The sequence below is a fragment of the Nostoc sp. DedQUE02 genome, from assembly GCF_034531035.1.
In the GTDB taxonomy this organism is placed as follows: domain Bacteria; phylum Cyanobacteriota; class Cyanobacteriia; order Cyanobacteriales; family Nostocaceae; genus Nostoc.
This window is the reverse complement of record NZ_JAVRBY020000054.1, coordinates 1-13040: the sequence shown is the minus strand read 5'-3', so window position 1 is coordinate 13040 and position 13040 is coordinate 1. Positions and strand designations below refer to the sequence as shown.

At 41.7% G+C, this 13040-nt stretch carries 13 protein-coding genes, 1 tRNA gene and 1 CRISPR repeat array; of the genes, 8 read left to right on the top strand and 6 right to left on the bottom strand.

The genetic code is table 11. The features are described 5' to 3' along the window. Positions 1–71 precede the first annotated feature (71 nt). Positions 72–1430, bottom strand: a complete 1359-nt coding sequence (locus tag RMX98_RS28425) for a hypothetical protein (protein WP_322677906.1) — start codon at positions 1428–1430, stop codon at positions 72–74. Between the two features lie 9 nt (positions 1431–1439). Further along, positions 1440–1733 carry a hypothetical protein gene (locus RMX98_RS28420; RefSeq protein ID WP_409881936.1) on the bottom strand — a complete coding sequence of 98 codons (294 nt, stop codon included), beginning with the start codon at positions 1731–1733 and terminating at the stop codon, positions 1440–1442. 255 nt (positions 1734–1988) lie between these two features. On the opposite strand from RMX98_RS28420, the gene RMX98_RS28415 reads away from it, so the two are divergent. Further along, on the top strand, positions 1989–3479 hold the full coding sequence (locus RMX98_RS28415; RefSeq protein ID WP_322677908.1) for a DUF3131 domain-containing protein: 1491 nt from the start codon (positions 1989–1991) through the stop codon (positions 3477–3479). A gap of 51 nt (positions 3480–3530) precedes the next feature. On the opposite strand, the gene RMX98_RS28410 is transcribed toward RMX98_RS28415, so the two are convergent. Then, entirely contained in the window at positions 3531–3827 is a 297-nt protein-coding gene (locus RMX98_RS28410) for a hypothetical protein (RefSeq protein ID WP_322677909.1), read from the bottom strand. A gap of 28 nt (positions 3828–3855) precedes the next feature. Beyond that, positions 3856–4323, bottom strand: coding sequence for a VOC family protein (locus RMX98_RS28405; RefSeq protein WP_322677910.1), 468 nt, complete (start codon positions 4321–4323; stop codon positions 3856–3858). 76 nt (positions 4324–4399) lie between these two features. Here RMX98_RS28405 and RMX98_RS28400 point away from each other — a divergent pair, with 76 nt between their 5' ends. The 6 genes from RMX98_RS28400 to RMX98_RS28375 all read left to right on the top strand — a co-directional run bounded on the left by RMX98_RS28400 (position 4400) and on the right by RMX98_RS28375 (position 9160). Continuing rightward, complete coding sequence (locus tag RMX98_RS28400) at positions 4400–4891, top strand: DUF4385 domain-containing protein (RefSeq protein WP_322677911.1); 492 nt, start codon at positions 4400–4402, stop codon at positions 4889–4891. 591 nt (positions 4892–5482) lie between these two features. After that, entirely contained in the window at positions 5483–6346 is an 864-nt protein-coding gene (gene rsmA / locus RMX98_RS28395; RefSeq protein WP_409881935.1) for a 16S rRNA (adenine(1518)-N(6)/adenine(1519)-N(6))-dimethyltransferase RsmA, read from the top strand. Positions 6347–6489: 143 nt separating this feature from the next. Next, positions 6490–7443 (top strand): 4-(cytidine 5'-diphospho)-2-C-methyl-D-erythritol kinase, encoded by a 954-nt coding sequence (gene ispE / locus RMX98_RS28390; protein WP_409881933.1) that lies wholly within the window; start codon positions 6490–6492, stop codon positions 7441–7443. A gap of 302 nt (positions 7444–7745) precedes the next feature. Further along, a complete protein-coding gene (locus RMX98_RS28385; RefSeq protein ID WP_409881932.1) occupies positions 7746–8075 on the top strand; it encodes a DUF3082 domain-containing protein in 330 nt (109 codons plus the stop codon). Positions 8076–8347: 272 nt separating this feature from the next. After that, positions 8348–8965 (top strand): sporulation/spore germination protein, encoded by a 618-nt coding sequence (locus RMX98_RS28380; RefSeq protein WP_409881931.1) that lies wholly within the window; start codon positions 8348–8350, stop codon positions 8963–8965. A 123-nt stretch (positions 8966–9088) separates the two neighbouring features. Further along, positions 9089–9160: transfer RNA gene (locus RMX98_RS28375), tRNA-Gly, on the top strand. 272 nt (positions 9161–9432) lie between these two features. Here the strand turns inward: RMX98_RS28375 and RMX98_RS28370 are convergent. Then, positions 9433–9567, bottom strand: a complete 135-nt coding sequence (locus tag RMX98_RS28370) for a hypothetical protein (RefSeq protein WP_409881930.1) — start codon at positions 9565–9567, stop codon at positions 9433–9435. 98 nt (positions 9568–9665) lie between these two features. Between RMX98_RS28370 and RMX98_RS28365 the strand changes: the two genes are divergently transcribed. Further along, the gene (locus RMX98_RS28365) at positions 9666–10358 is read left to right on the top strand and encodes a PD-(D/E)XK nuclease family protein (protein ID WP_409881928.1); all 693 of its coding nucleotides are present in this window, start codon (positions 9666–9668) and stop codon (positions 10356–10358) included. A 397-nt stretch (positions 10359–10755) separates the two neighbouring features. Here RMX98_RS28365 and RMX98_RS28360 read toward each other — a convergent pair whose 3' ends face one another. Further along, the gene (locus tag RMX98_RS28360; protein ID WP_409881926.1) at positions 10756–11652 is read right to left on the bottom strand and encodes a DUF1932 domain-containing protein; all 897 of its coding nucleotides are present in this window, start codon (positions 11650–11652) and stop codon (positions 10756–10758) included. A gap of 394 nt (positions 11653–12046) precedes the next feature. Beyond that, positions 12047–12964: direct repeats of the CRISPR family, unit length 37 nt; unit sequence GTTTCAATCCCTAATAGGGATTTTGATAAATTGCAAT. Positions 12965–13040 lie beyond the last annotated feature (76 nt).

The following is a 13040-nucleotide window of genomic DNA, read 5'->3' as shown; positions in this document are numbered from 1 at the left end:
TCGATTTCCGCGTAGTCGAAGTGGCCTCCTGCCCCCGGTCACTGAGCGAAGTCGAAGTGGCCCCCTGCCCCCTAAAATTTGACCCGCAACTGCCCTGTCAAGGAATTACCACCGTAAGCACTTCCCCCGGTTTCTTGATTTCGGACATTACTAAAGCTATAGCCTAAGTCTGCTTCTATATTTGGCGAAACCTTTACCGTACAACGCGTTTGATAGGTATTAGCGTTGTCAAATTCTCCTTTAAGCCGTTGCTGTCCTAAATTGGCAGCAAGGCGGCAGCGTAAGAAATTAGCAATATCTCCCTCCCAAGCCACCTCAGCGTTGTAAACTAGGAAATCTGGTGGAGAAAAATAGCCACTTGTGCGTTCTAAATCGCGATCGAAACTCCAACTGAATAAGTTAGCTGCTAGAGAAAACTGTCCAAACTTGCGCTCTAGCCTACTAAATGACTGCACTTCGGAATTACCATCGTTGTAACTGCCCAAACGCAATGATGAAAAAAAGCTGGTATTACGGTTAATCTGCCAATATAAATCAGGCCCAAATCGCCAAGCAGTAATTTGATTATCTAAAGTTCGGGCATTGGATTTATAAGGCCCTTGTTCTAAATTACCTGATAGTACTACTACTGATAACAATTGACCAGATGACGAAACTTGCGGCGGCGAAATGGGAACCTCTGCCTTAGCATTGAGATTGATAGCTGTAGGTAAACGATTGAATACATCGACTCCGGCGGCTGTTCGCAGAGTTACTTGCCCAATTTTTCCCTGCCATCCAACTTGCAAAGGAAAATTGGTAATTGATTCAACACCAGGTTGCTCAAAGAAGTTAAAACCTGTTTTGAAAAATATTTTATTGCCATTACTCAATCCAAACTGAACCGTTGGTTCAAAGAATAAATTGGTTTGGTCAAAGTTGTCTGTGTCATAGCGATAGTCTGTATAAATACTTTCCAAAACTGCATCTGGCGTTTTTGGTTCGGTAGAAGTTGGTGCTGGATTGGAATTCTGCGGTGGTTCGGGTAACGCTGGTGGTAATTGCAAATCAGGATTGAAGTTTTCGGGTGCCGCCATCAAAATAGGTGTTCGCTTTAATTTAGAGGGGAGCGGCATCGACAATTCTAAGTCACCAAAGTTCAATTCGCCTTTAGAAAAGCCAACAGCCAAAGCCTCTGCTCTGACATATCTGTGTGTTCTAAGTTTTGAGTATCGTGCTGACTCAGGATTTACCTTGGTGACTCGCTCGGTTAATTCTAAAGGTGATTTCCACGTCTGATGTGCTTGGGCAGCTTGTAACTTAGCTCCTGATAATGTCCAAATACCTACGCTACAGATTACTCCCAATTGAATCTGTAGGCATCCTAAAATTAACTTAGTGGACAAACTATATCGAGAAACAAAGAAATAACGTCTAAAATCATCTGCCATAGGTCGATACTATAGTTGTAAATCAAAAACTTGCTGCCAAATAGTTTTATGGCTGCTAAGTAAGCCGACGGAAATAAATATAACTATATTAAGAAGGGTAAAGGGTAAGGGGAAAAGGGGAAAACCTTTCCCCTGGTTGGTGAGCTTGCCGAACCATAACCTTTTCCCGACAAGTACGAGCGCAACATCAAATCGGGCAACCAAGGGGAAAAGGGAAAAACCTTTCCCCTGGTTGGTGAGCTTGCCGAACCATAACCTTTTCCCTTTACCCATACAAAACTTTACATAGTTCGGTTTAATCACGTCTACTTACTTAACTGATGTATTCAGCTTGGGATTATGATGCCCACAATATATGCTTGTTAAGACATGACAAAAGAAAATTACGTTAGTGAATGCAGCGCTGGTTAGCTAAACACAAGCAGTCAAGGAAAGGCGGGAGAAGTGCTTTCTTTCACGATGAACTTCTGGGTGTTAGTTAGATTTCAAAGTTGGGAAGAATGTATTTGGTGAAACTACGCAAGCAACCCTGACTTACAACATAAGGCTTTAATCTGCATGAGTTCTGATTTTCAACCGCCACCTAAAAGCTTGTCCGTACTAGCTTCTGTAGGAGGAGTAGTTACTGCTGTAATCGCGATCGCAGTTTTAAATGTTTGGTCTAAGCAACTTTCTAAAACTTCTATAGAAAAACCTCAAATATCAACATCCGAAACGGCTCCACGGCAGCCGATACAACCAGAAAAAGCCCAAAGTTCCCTCTCTGCTCAAGAAGCTGAAAGAGTAGCCAGCTTGGATGCGAAATCTGTAGTTTTGCCAGGTCAACCGATTCCTAAGAACCAACTAACAGTAGCGATAATTCCATACGTTGCTCCTGGTTCTGGAAAACTCACCCCAGAGGAAACAACAACTGCCCGTCAGGCTTGGTCATACTTTCAGCGTAATTGGAACGATGAAACTGGCTTGGTGAATTCTGTTGATGGCTTTGCCTCTGTAAGTATGTGGGATCAAACAGCAGCGATCGCAGCTTTAGTCAGCGCGAGAGAACTCAATATCGTGCCTGTGGCTGAATTTGATGCCAAAATGAGCAAAATGTTAAAAACACTGGCATCTATGCCCTTATACAAAGGCGAACTTCCCAACAAGGTCTACAATGCCAAAACCCTCGTACCCGTTAATTATGGTCAACTAGAAAAACGCGAAGAAATTGGTTGGTCAGCCATTGATTTAGGGCGGATGGCAATCTGGCTGAAAATTGTCGGGGCAAAGTATCCCGAATTGCGATCGCTTTCCACGGACGTTTGGAAACATTGGCAAGTTAAGCGCCTGACCCAAAATGGACAAATGTACGGTACTGCCGCGATCAAAGGCAAAGAACAGTACAACCAAGAAGGTCGCTTGGGCTATGAGAATTATGCTGCCTACGGTTTAAAGCTTTGGGGCTTAGATGTTAAGCAAGCTTTGGATTATCAATCCCATACTGCCTTTGTTGATCTTTACGGGCAGGGAATTCCTTACGACAAACGAGATTATAAAAACTCTGGAGCTAATAACTATGTTCTTAGCGAACCCTATATTTTAGATGGTATCGAAACTGGATTTCAAGCTTTGCCTAAAGCTTATGCCGATCGAATTTTAGCTGCTCAAGCAGCGCGTTATGAAGCAACAAAACAATTAACCGCTCTCACCGAAGACAACTTAGATCGACCTCCATATTTTGTTTACAGCAGTTTGTTTGTCAACGGAGAACCTTGGGCAACGATCACAGATACTCAACAACAGCACAACGATTTGCGATTCCTCAGTGCCAAAGCTGCGATCGGCTGGCATGTACTTTATAATACGACTTACACCACCCAATTATTTGATTTCGTCCAAGCTAACCTTAAATCTAAAGATGGTTGGTACAACGGCTTTTATGAGTCTCTACGCCAGCCGAATAAAACTCTTACAGCCAACAATAATGGTGTGATTTTAGAAAGTTTATTGTATAAAAAGGTCGGGCAGCCACTTACTCTTTGGGCAGGAGTTACAGCGATCGCTAAATGAGTTAGGTATATAAAATAAGCATTTGGAATGCTTATCGGCGATTTTTTGGCATCAGTCTATTTTTTGAGGAATGAGGCTAGCACTTTTGGTTGCACTATCCCAAACAATCCAATTAATAGAATTATCTAAATCATCGCCGCTATTTGAAACTTTAAAATATAGCTTTTCTGCGCCTTTTCTTTCAATAGCAAAGTCGGCATTTTGAGCATAAACGACTATAAAACCTTTGTCTCGCAAACAATACATCGCCCAAGCTTTCAATGATTGCTTGTATGGTTCGTGTGGAATTGGCGGTTTGGTGATTGTATCTTCAATTACTTTAAAGAGTTGCGTGATTTTTGCGGTCATAGTAGATACTTTTGTGATTATCCCTAAGTTAACTAGCTTCTGGATCGCAACGAATTTCGATCATAAAGCCATCTGGATCGTAAAAATACACTCCTCTACCAGTAGGACGAGTGACTGGGCCGTGTGCGATCGCTATTTTATTTTCTCTGATCACTGTCACCGCGCGATCGAATAACTGCGGATCGATGTCAAAGGCTAGATGGTACGCTCTGGTGAAAGTCTTTTCTGGGTCTGGATTTGGTGGTGTTAAATTGGGTTCCCCAAATAAATCTAGTATCGTTCCATCCGGGGTGATGAAGTTGGCTACTTTCCCAGATGCGACAAGTTCCACTAGGGTTGCAGGTACTTCGTCGCCTGTGAGTTCATGCAAACCCAGGATTGTGCCATAAAAGTAACGAGAAGCTTGCATATCTTGGACGTTGAGGGCAATATGATGCACTTTACGCAGATTTCCTGGCGCAAGCACACTGTTCACGGATTGGGTGCTAGATAGCATAGTAGAATAAAATCTCAATACTTAGATAGAAGTTGAACTTTTTTTTAAAGTTTACTATTCCTAATAAAAATCTATCATGGCTTTTGATTATTCTTTAGACTTTAAAAATATTGATTTTCGCCAACATCCCGAACTATATCGTGTTGGCAAAGGTGAGCAGGGTGTACTTTTGGTAGAACCATACAAATCAGAAATTCTTCCTTACTGGCGCTTCAAAACTCCTGATATTGCTAGAGAATCAAGTGAAAAAATCTATGAGATGTTTCTTGATTATTTAGAGAAAGATGATTTTGTCGGCGCGGATATGGCACGAAAGTTTATCCAAATGGGTTATACTCGCTCTCGCCGTTACGCTAATCACAAAAGCGGCAGGAAGTATAAACAAATTTCCGAAACTTCAGATTCCAAAAAAGAGATTCTTCCTTATGAAGTAGACTCAGTTAAAGCCGAGTCAGCAGCAATATTTAAAGCCAAGTGGGTACAAGCAAAGACAAATGAGAAATATCAAGAGCTTTTAGCCAAACATAAGCAAATGTATGAAGTAGCTAGTACCGCAAAGCGGAATTAAAAATTAAAAACTTGTACTGAGCGTAGCCGAAGTATTAAAAATTAAAAATGAATACAGTATAAGCGTTTCATTGGTTTGGAATGGGTGGTTTATTTACGCAACTTTCATAGGGTGAATATACAGCAGTTTTCGAGTAAATAAGGTAAAAAATACAGGACTCAACATCAGACATAAAGAGTTTCTACCACCTGCCTCACTTCTCCTGTCGGAGAGGCTGCGCCAACGACTAAGCGGAAATCGAGCGACTTGCACTGAGTTTCGACACAACGACTGCGCTCAGTGCATCGCTTGGCGGAAATCGAGCGACTTGCACTGAGTTTCGACTACGCGGTAATCGAGCGAAGTCGAGATTCAACTATCGCGCAGTCGTTGTGAGTCGAGATTCAACTACCGCGCAGTCGAAGTGAGTCGAGATTCAGTAACCCCCTGCCCCACTTCGGCTACGCGGAAATCGAGCGAAGTCGAGATTCAGTGACCACCTGCTCCCTGCCCCTGTAGGCGTTACAGTGAGTCTAGCGCTGTAGAGGGACTTGAAAATCTATAATTAAATTTTGATAAAAAGCTAAAAACTAGACTAGGCAGTAAATACAGATGATCCGACCGCGTAAGGTCTTTGCTCAACATTGGCTCAAAAGTGAAAAGGCGCTCAATGCAATTATTCAAGCAGCATGTACAGAAAGCGATCGCTCCCTCAAAGGCGATCGCGTCTTGGAAATTGGCCCTGGAACTGGCATTCTGACTCGTCGTTTATTACCCTTAGTGCAATCTCTGATTGCAGTTGAAATAGACCGCGACTTATGCCAAATGTTGTCAAAGCAGCTTGGTAAGACTGAAAATTTTTTACTGCTGCAAGGCGATTTTCTCACTCTAGATTTACCATCTTATCTAGCAGCCTTTCCCAATTTCCAAAAGCCAAATAAGGTAGTAGCCAATATTCCCTACAACATTACAGGGCCAATCATCGAGAAACTACTGGGTACGATCGCTAACCCCAATCCCGAACCATTTGACTCAATAGTGTTGCTGGTACAAAAAGAAGTCGCAGAAAGATTGTATGCTAAAGCAGGATCAAAAGCTTTTGGGGCGTTGAGTGTGCGAGTACAGTATTTGGCTGAGTGTGAGTTAATCTGCACAGTTCCAGCCGCCGCATTCCATCCACCGCCAAAAGTCGATTCAGCAGTGGTGCGATTGCGCCCCCGAAAAATAGAAATACCAGCACTTAATCCCCGACAGTTAGAGAATTTCTTAAAATTGGGGTTTGGTGCCAAGCGCAAAATGTTACGAAATAATTTGCAATCAGTTATAGAACGCGATCGCTTGAGCCACTTACTGGAACAATTAAAAATAAATCCCCAAGCTAGAGCCGAAGACCTCAGCGTTCAGCAATGGGTAATTCTAGCAAATGAATTGGGAATGGGAGGAGAGGCGATTGATCGCGTCTGTACAAAAGAGTAAGGAAAAAGAGGATAAGGCAGATTTTTTCCCATTCCCCATTACCCCTTATCCCCAGAGGGGGCCCCACATTCCCCATTCCCCATTACCCCTTATCCCCAGAGGGGGCCCCACCTTCCCCATTCCCCATTCCCCACTCCCAGAAAATGCGTTCCTACAGCCTAATTGCTCCTGCTAAAATCAACTTGTATCTGGAAATCATTGGCGATCGCCCCGATGGCTATCACGAGTTAGCCATGATCCTCCAAAGTATCGGGCTTGCAGACCAAATTGATGTGCGTTCGATTAGCACTGACAATATCCGTGTTCACTGCAACCACCCACAAGTACCAACAGATAAAACTAATCTGGCATACCGCGCAGCAGAATTAATGGTGAGGCAATTTCCCGAAACCTTTGCTAAATATGGAGGCGTGGAGATTACCATCAACAAACAGATTCCTGTAGCTGCTGGGTTGGCTGGGGGTTCCACGAATGCAGCAGCTGTGTTGGTAGGGATAAATTTACTGTGGAAGTTGGGATTAACTCAGTCAGAATTAGAAGAGTTGGGAGGCACGCTTGGTTCTGACGTACCATTTTGTATAGCGGGTGGAACTGCGATCGCAACAGGTAGAGGTGAACAACTTTCTCCACTACCAAGTTTGGATAGTATATATATAGTGTTAGCAAAATACCGCAGTCTGGAAGTTTCCACCGCTTGGGCATACAAAACCTATCGAGAGCAGTTTGGTAATTCTTATATTAGAAATAGTGACGACTTGGTAGCGCGTGCGAATGCAGTTCATTCGGGAGCAATTGTAAAAGCTGTCCTGGATAAAAATGCGAAAGAAATTGCCCAAAAACTGCACAATGATTTAGAACGGGTGGTATTACCAGCCTATCCCCAAGTTTTGCAACTGCGAGAAGTGTTTGCAAATCAAGAAGGAGTTTTAGGAACAATGATGTCTGGTTCTGGCCCAACAGTATTTGCTCTTTTTGAGTCTCAACAGCAAGCAGAACTAGTTTTGCAGCAAGTGAGGCAAGCAATTGTTGATGAAGACTTAGAATTATTTGTGATTCGGACAATTACACATGGAATTCAGGTAGCATCCTCAATTTAATAAATCTTTATCGTTAATAGAGTATAAGGAATATGATGAGTTTTGAAGTTGCGTATAGGAATCCGGTTTGATTACTGAAATCACTTGGCTTAGTAGGCAATAGGCAATAAGCAATAGGCAATAGGCAAGAGGATTTCAGAAGATTAAGGTGTACCGAATTTTTTTCACGCAATCAAATATGAGTCCTATAGTTCAAGTTACTACTAAAGAACGCACAGAAGCAATTTGAATGACGATTAGTTGAAGAGAAAATTGTTCCTAATGCTCCAATCCCAAATCTAAAACCTAAAATCTAAAATGTTATGAATGACCAAAATCTAACGCCGCAAACAGATGCTAAAAAAGAGGTTACAGCTAGTCCATTACGCTGTTTTACTGGAGCGGTGATTTCGGGAGGAATGGGATTTGCAGCCTATTCGTTGATGATTGCGATCGCAACAAATTTTGCGGCTAAACCTATACATTCAATTAATCCGTTGGTGGTGAAGATTTCTTCTGCTGTCCGCACTTTAGTTGTTGGTGTAGTTGCTTTAGGAAGCGGAGTATTCGGTATAGTAGCAATTGGTTTGTTGGCTCTGGGAGTTCAATTATTAGTTCAGGAGTTAACCAAACAAAAAAGTAGTGAAAACTAGTAATTGCAGATGTGCTAATTTTGGTGGCATTGTAGAAAAAATGGGCTGATTTGGCAACTTCTAAAATTGCCTCCCCGGCTTCCTCTGCCTCCCCTGCCTCCCCTGCTTATCCCACTGTTCTGCAAGGCCATTTTGGTATATTGTATAGCCCTTGACTTAAACAGATTTCGGGTTGACACTTTATAGACTGGCTCAATATTCACAAATTTATGCGGAATTGATATCAGCGACACCGAAATTGATAGCAGCAACACCATTTATAAGCAAAATTTATGAACACAACCAAAAGATATTTTTTACCCTTTATTTTTGTGACAATGGTTGTCAGCCTCAGCAGTTGTAGTTCTAACCCCACCACTAGTAATATTGAGAGCAAAACGCCATTCCCTACTACAACACCGACAAATAGCGTAGCGGCTCAAACTCCGTCTCAAACTCCCAGCCAAATTCCTAGCGTAGCTCAGTTGAGAGAAAAATCTTCTAATCAAGAACCTCTTAAGGAAAATACGCCTTCCTCATCAACTCCTAAAGCTGTCACTAGCAAAACTACCAACGTCACACTCTATACAAGTGACACTCAATGTCAAAAACTAATTCCAGAAAAGGTTTCAGTACCAGCCGAAGAACCAGTTAAAAATGTAGTAAGTAAAATATTAGAAAAACGAGATACAAGCGACTTTAGCTTGTCTGGGTATCGTGTCAACATCAAAAATGGCATTGCTACAGTTGATTTGCGAATATCTCCTGAGTCAAAGCGGCAAATAACTTCTCTTTCTAGTTGTGAACAGTTTGCTCTGTTTGGCAGTCTCCGCAAAACCCTAACGAGTAATGCTCAATGGAATATTAAAGAGGTTCGCTTTACTGAGCAAGGTAAGGACATTGTTCTTTAGGTGAAGTACAGCAACCTGCTTTGCTGAGGTTAGGACTTCCAACATCATTCAATTAAGGACGATTGAAAACAGTTGTAGATAGTGCTATACTTCACCTTAGCCATAAGTTTATGGCAGCAATTCGCGGGTGTAATTCAGTGGTAGAATGTCATCTTCCCATGGTGAACGTCGTGGGTTCGAGTCCCATCGCCCGCTTTGTGTGTATTAGGTGTTTCAAAACTTTATTTATCCTAATATAGCAGTTCTTGGTTGAGTGAGATACCAGAACCCAACCCCCTGTCTAATGTACACAAGCTGTATTTTAGTGCTATGCCTATGGAGGTAAACTAGGCACTTTTATCTTTGAAAATCTTTTAATGAGTGCGATCGCTCCTCCCATCAGTAATTTAACTTTGATATTCTCTTTTACTTTGTCTTAAAAATCACCCTCAAAAACAAAGTCATTCAGCATACGCAACAGCTTTTTGTCAGCAACTATGAAATATTTTGATAGTAGCGATCGCTGTTGCAACAAGTATTTTCTCCCGACTCGCTTCAAAATAGCTCGTTAAAACTATAGTAGCGATCGCTGTTGCAACTGCTGTTAATGTTACAGGTTGCATAATTTAGTAATAAAATACGACATCATACTGGGAAATACAAATGCAATTCTGTCTATTTCGGAAATATATCACACAGATTAAAGTCAACACACCAACTGATGCAATTTGATACCCAACTGCTACCACGCATTAATGCCACAGCCAAGAGAGAAAATGGTAAACAATATTATGTAGATGCCAACGGAAATCGCTTTCCCAGTGTGACTACAATACTTAATGCCACCAAATCACAAGCAGACAGAGACAGATTATTAAACTGGAAAACGCGTGTTGGTACAGAAGAAGCTACCCGCATTACTACAACTGCTAGTCGGCGGGGAACCCAAACACACAAACAAATTGAGCGCTACCTTCTCGGACAAAACCCTGTTTGTCCCGAAGCGAGTCGCCCTTATTGGGAGAGTATCCAGCCAGTTTTACAACAAATCGACACAGTTAGACTTGTGGAAGGCTCTGTTTTTCATCGTAATTTAGGTTATTCTGGCAAAGTTGATTGTATTGCCAGCTATCAAAGTATTCCCTGTATTTGCGAGTGGAAAACAGCAGACAAACCCAAAGGTTCAATTGAGCATTTATATGAACATCCACTGCAACTTACAGCATATATAGGAGCAGCTAACGAATATTATCGAGATTATGGTATTCAGCTAAAGCACGCTCTCTTGGTAGTAGCGATTCCAGAAATGCCAGCAGAAGTATTTTGGTTTGAATCAGCAGTCATCAAAGATTATTGGGAGCAGTGGGAAAAAAGAGTCGCCCAATATTGGGAACGTAGAAGCGTTTGGGGTTAATCAGTAGAATTGCATAATTACCGAAATTGGAACCCCGCTTCCATTCCTCTGCGCGAAAGGTCGAGAGGCTTTGATTCTTGCTTCCCAACGCTTTTACGATTAAGTGTCATATCATGTCCGCCAAATTACCCATACCCACCCCCAACCCCTCCCCGCTTGCGGGGCTACGGTGTACACACAAGTATGATAACCTAGCCCCACAACGTTTTGATCCCCCCAACCCCCCGATAAATTGGGGGGCAAAAAGCTCTCAAAGTCCCCCAATTTATCGGGGGATTTAGGGGGATCAAACCACATTTTGCACTTGGCACAGAGATGTGTGTACACCGTAGGCTTGCGGGGAGGGGAGACAAAGCACAGCTTTGGCGGGGTGGGGTTCTTCGGGTTTAATAAGCAATCAGGCGGACATGATATCAGACCTTGCTTCATCGGAAAGGATTGTAATGATTTCATCCAAAGAGCGATCGCGATTAGACTCTTCTGGTGTTTCTTTACCCAAGGAGGTTTCTTTCACCAAACGGTAAACGTCAGCTGCTCCGTAAAAAATGCGCTCAGTTAAACCTAACTCTTTAAAGGTTTCTGCAATCTCTTCCATTTCTCCTACCCAACGATGCGCTTTCGGTGTCATCGCTGGAATAGAACGGGTTAAAATGCTAGCAAGTTCTTGTTGACTATTAGATATTTCATCCCATAGTTCTTTATCTAAACCTAAACGATGGGCTGCAATTAGTAATTCTGTGCCGATTGCTGTAAGCCCTTTTGTCAGGGCTGCGTAGGACATTTTCAACCCGGAAGCCTGACCAATTTCATCACCAATTACCCGCACATCCAAGCCATGATCCCGCAGTTGTAGGAGTTGATTTGCCTGTTTTCCGGAAGTGTAAATGCGGGTGCGATTGGGAACTCGCGGTGGTGGGCCAATAATTGATGCATCTACGAATGTTCCCCCAACTGATTCAATGAGGTGGCCGATATTTATGACTTTTTGGGGTGCGATCGCATTACAATCGACGTAGAGAATGGGTTTACCAACATTACTGATCGCCTCAGCTACTTGCTTCGCGGCTTGGGTAGCCTCTGCCGGGACTAGAACTGACAGCACCACATCAGATTCAATTACCAGTTGTCTGAGGGAACCTACATCTTGAATGTTGGCGGCGGCTGCTAATTGCCGAGTTCGTTCACTGCGATCGTCTAGGGCTGCAATAGTTTTCAATCCATGTTGATTGAGAACAGCTGCGATCGCCTGTCCCATATCACCTGGACTTAAAATACCAATAGTTTGGATAGGCATGGAAAGTTTTATATTTATTTTAGGGCTGACAAGTTAATTCAGGTAATTGAGTTGTCAATAAAATACGCTAAATTGATGTAGATGTCGTATTTTAATAAAACCACGGATAAGCTTAACAAGCAAGCTATCTGCTGAGAGATATGTAAGAGGCAGGAGTAAAACAGTTTTTATATAGCAATCCGATTTGATTTCTGTATCCCTTACGGGAGCGTAGCCATACTTATTTGCATAGGAGGCAAGAGGCAAGAGGCAATAGGCAATAGGCAATAGGCAATAGTCAAGAAGCCTCTTTGAGTTGTACTATGTTTTTTCAGAAATAAAATATGAGTCCTATATATAATAATTTTGATGAATTGCAATACAAAATGGCAATTTATCAAAAGAAATTAGATTTATTTCAATCCCTAATAGGGATTTTGATGAATTGCAATGAAAATCATAGCCTGTCAAATTTTCGAGTTGGGTTTCAATCCCTAATAGGGATTTTGATAAATTGCAATAATGGAAAGATAATTTTTCTTCCGATGAACAGTTGGGTTTCAATCCCTAATAGGGATTTTGATAAATTGCAATTTGGACTTATAAGCGGAGTTCTGGTGATGACACTTGATAAACAGTTTCAATCCCTAATAGGGATTTTGATAAATTGCAATTTCTTGATAAGCTTTCAGCCTACGTTAAACGCATTCCGTTTCAATCCCTAATAGGGATTTTGATAAATTGCAATAAATTTACTTCCCTTTAAAACTAGATTTAGGTAGCGTTTCAATCCCTAATAGGGATTTTGATAAATTGCAATAGATATGATACTGCTACCCTACGCTGGAACTCTAGTTTCAATCCCTAATAGGGATTTTGATAAATTGCAATCCGTTGCAGGTAAATATTTACTGATTTAGGATTAGTTTCAATCCCTAATAGGGATTTTGATAAATTGCAATATGCGATCGCTCACCGAGTCCAATAAACTTCACTCCGAGGTTTCAATCCCTAATAGGGATTTTGATAAATTGCAATTGGTCTAGCGGCTGATTATTAATAATCACAGAGTCGTTTCAATCCCTAATAGGGATTTTGATAAATTGCAATCCGAAAGCAGCACATTCAGTTGCATGTCCCTCACAATGTTTCAATCCCTAATAGGGATTTTGATAAATTGCAATTCACATACAGCTTTTAGTTTCTGCTTTAGAGCGTATATTCGTTTCAATCCCTAATAGGGATTTTGATAAATTGCAATCTAAATCTCAAGCTGAACTGAAGAAGGTTTCTGCTGTTTCAATCCCTAATAGGGATTTTGATAAATTGCAATCAGGACTTACGCAACTGGCACAGCGTGATCGCTATTTTATAGTATTTATGTACTATATAAAGTGGCTGACCCATAG

Coding starts and splice junctions, on each gene's coding strand:
- RMX98_RS28400 (WP_322677911.1), top strand. CDS start 4,400: ATGGCTTTTGATTATTCTTTAGACTTTAAAAATATTGATTTTCGCCAA.
- RMX98_RS28380 (WP_409881931.1), top strand. CDS start 8,348: ATGAACACAACCAAAAGATATTTTTTACCCTTTATTTTTGTGACAATG.
- RMX98_RS28425 (WP_322677906.1), bottom strand. CDS start 1,430: ATGGCAGATGATTTTAGACGTTATTTCTTTGTTTCTCGATATAGTTTG.
- RMX98_RS28365 (WP_409881928.1), top strand. CDS start 9,666: ATGCAATTTGATACCCAACTGCTACCACGCATTAATGCCACAGCCAAG.
- RMX98_RS28415 (WP_322677908.1), top strand. CDS start 1,989: ATGAGTTCTGATTTTCAACCGCCACCTAAAAGCTTGTCCGTACTAGCT.
- RMX98_RS28385 (WP_409881932.1), top strand. CDS start 7,746: ATGAATGACCAAAATCTAACGCCGCAAACAGATGCTAAAAAAGAGGTT.
- RMX98_RS28360 (WP_409881926.1), bottom strand. CDS start 11,652: ATGCCTATCCAAACTATTGGTATTTTAAGTCCAGGTGATATGGGACAG.
- rsmA (WP_409881935.1), top strand. CDS start 5,483: ATGATCCGACCGCGTAAGGTCTTTGCTCAACATTGGCTCAAAAGTGAA.
- ispE (WP_409881933.1), top strand. CDS start 6,490: ATGCGTTCCTACAGCCTAATTGCTCCTGCTAAAATCAACTTGTATCTG.
- RMX98_RS28405 (WP_322677910.1), bottom strand. CDS start 4,323: ATGCTATCTAGCACCCAATCCGTGAACAGTGTGCTTGCGCCAGGAAAT.
- RMX98_RS28410 (WP_322677909.1), bottom strand. CDS start 3,827: ATGACCGCAAAAATCACGCAACTCTTTAAAGTAATTGAAGATACAATC.
- RMX98_RS28370 (WP_409881930.1), bottom strand. CDS start 9,567: ATGCAACCTGTAACATTAACAGCAGTTGCAACAGCGATCGCTACTATA.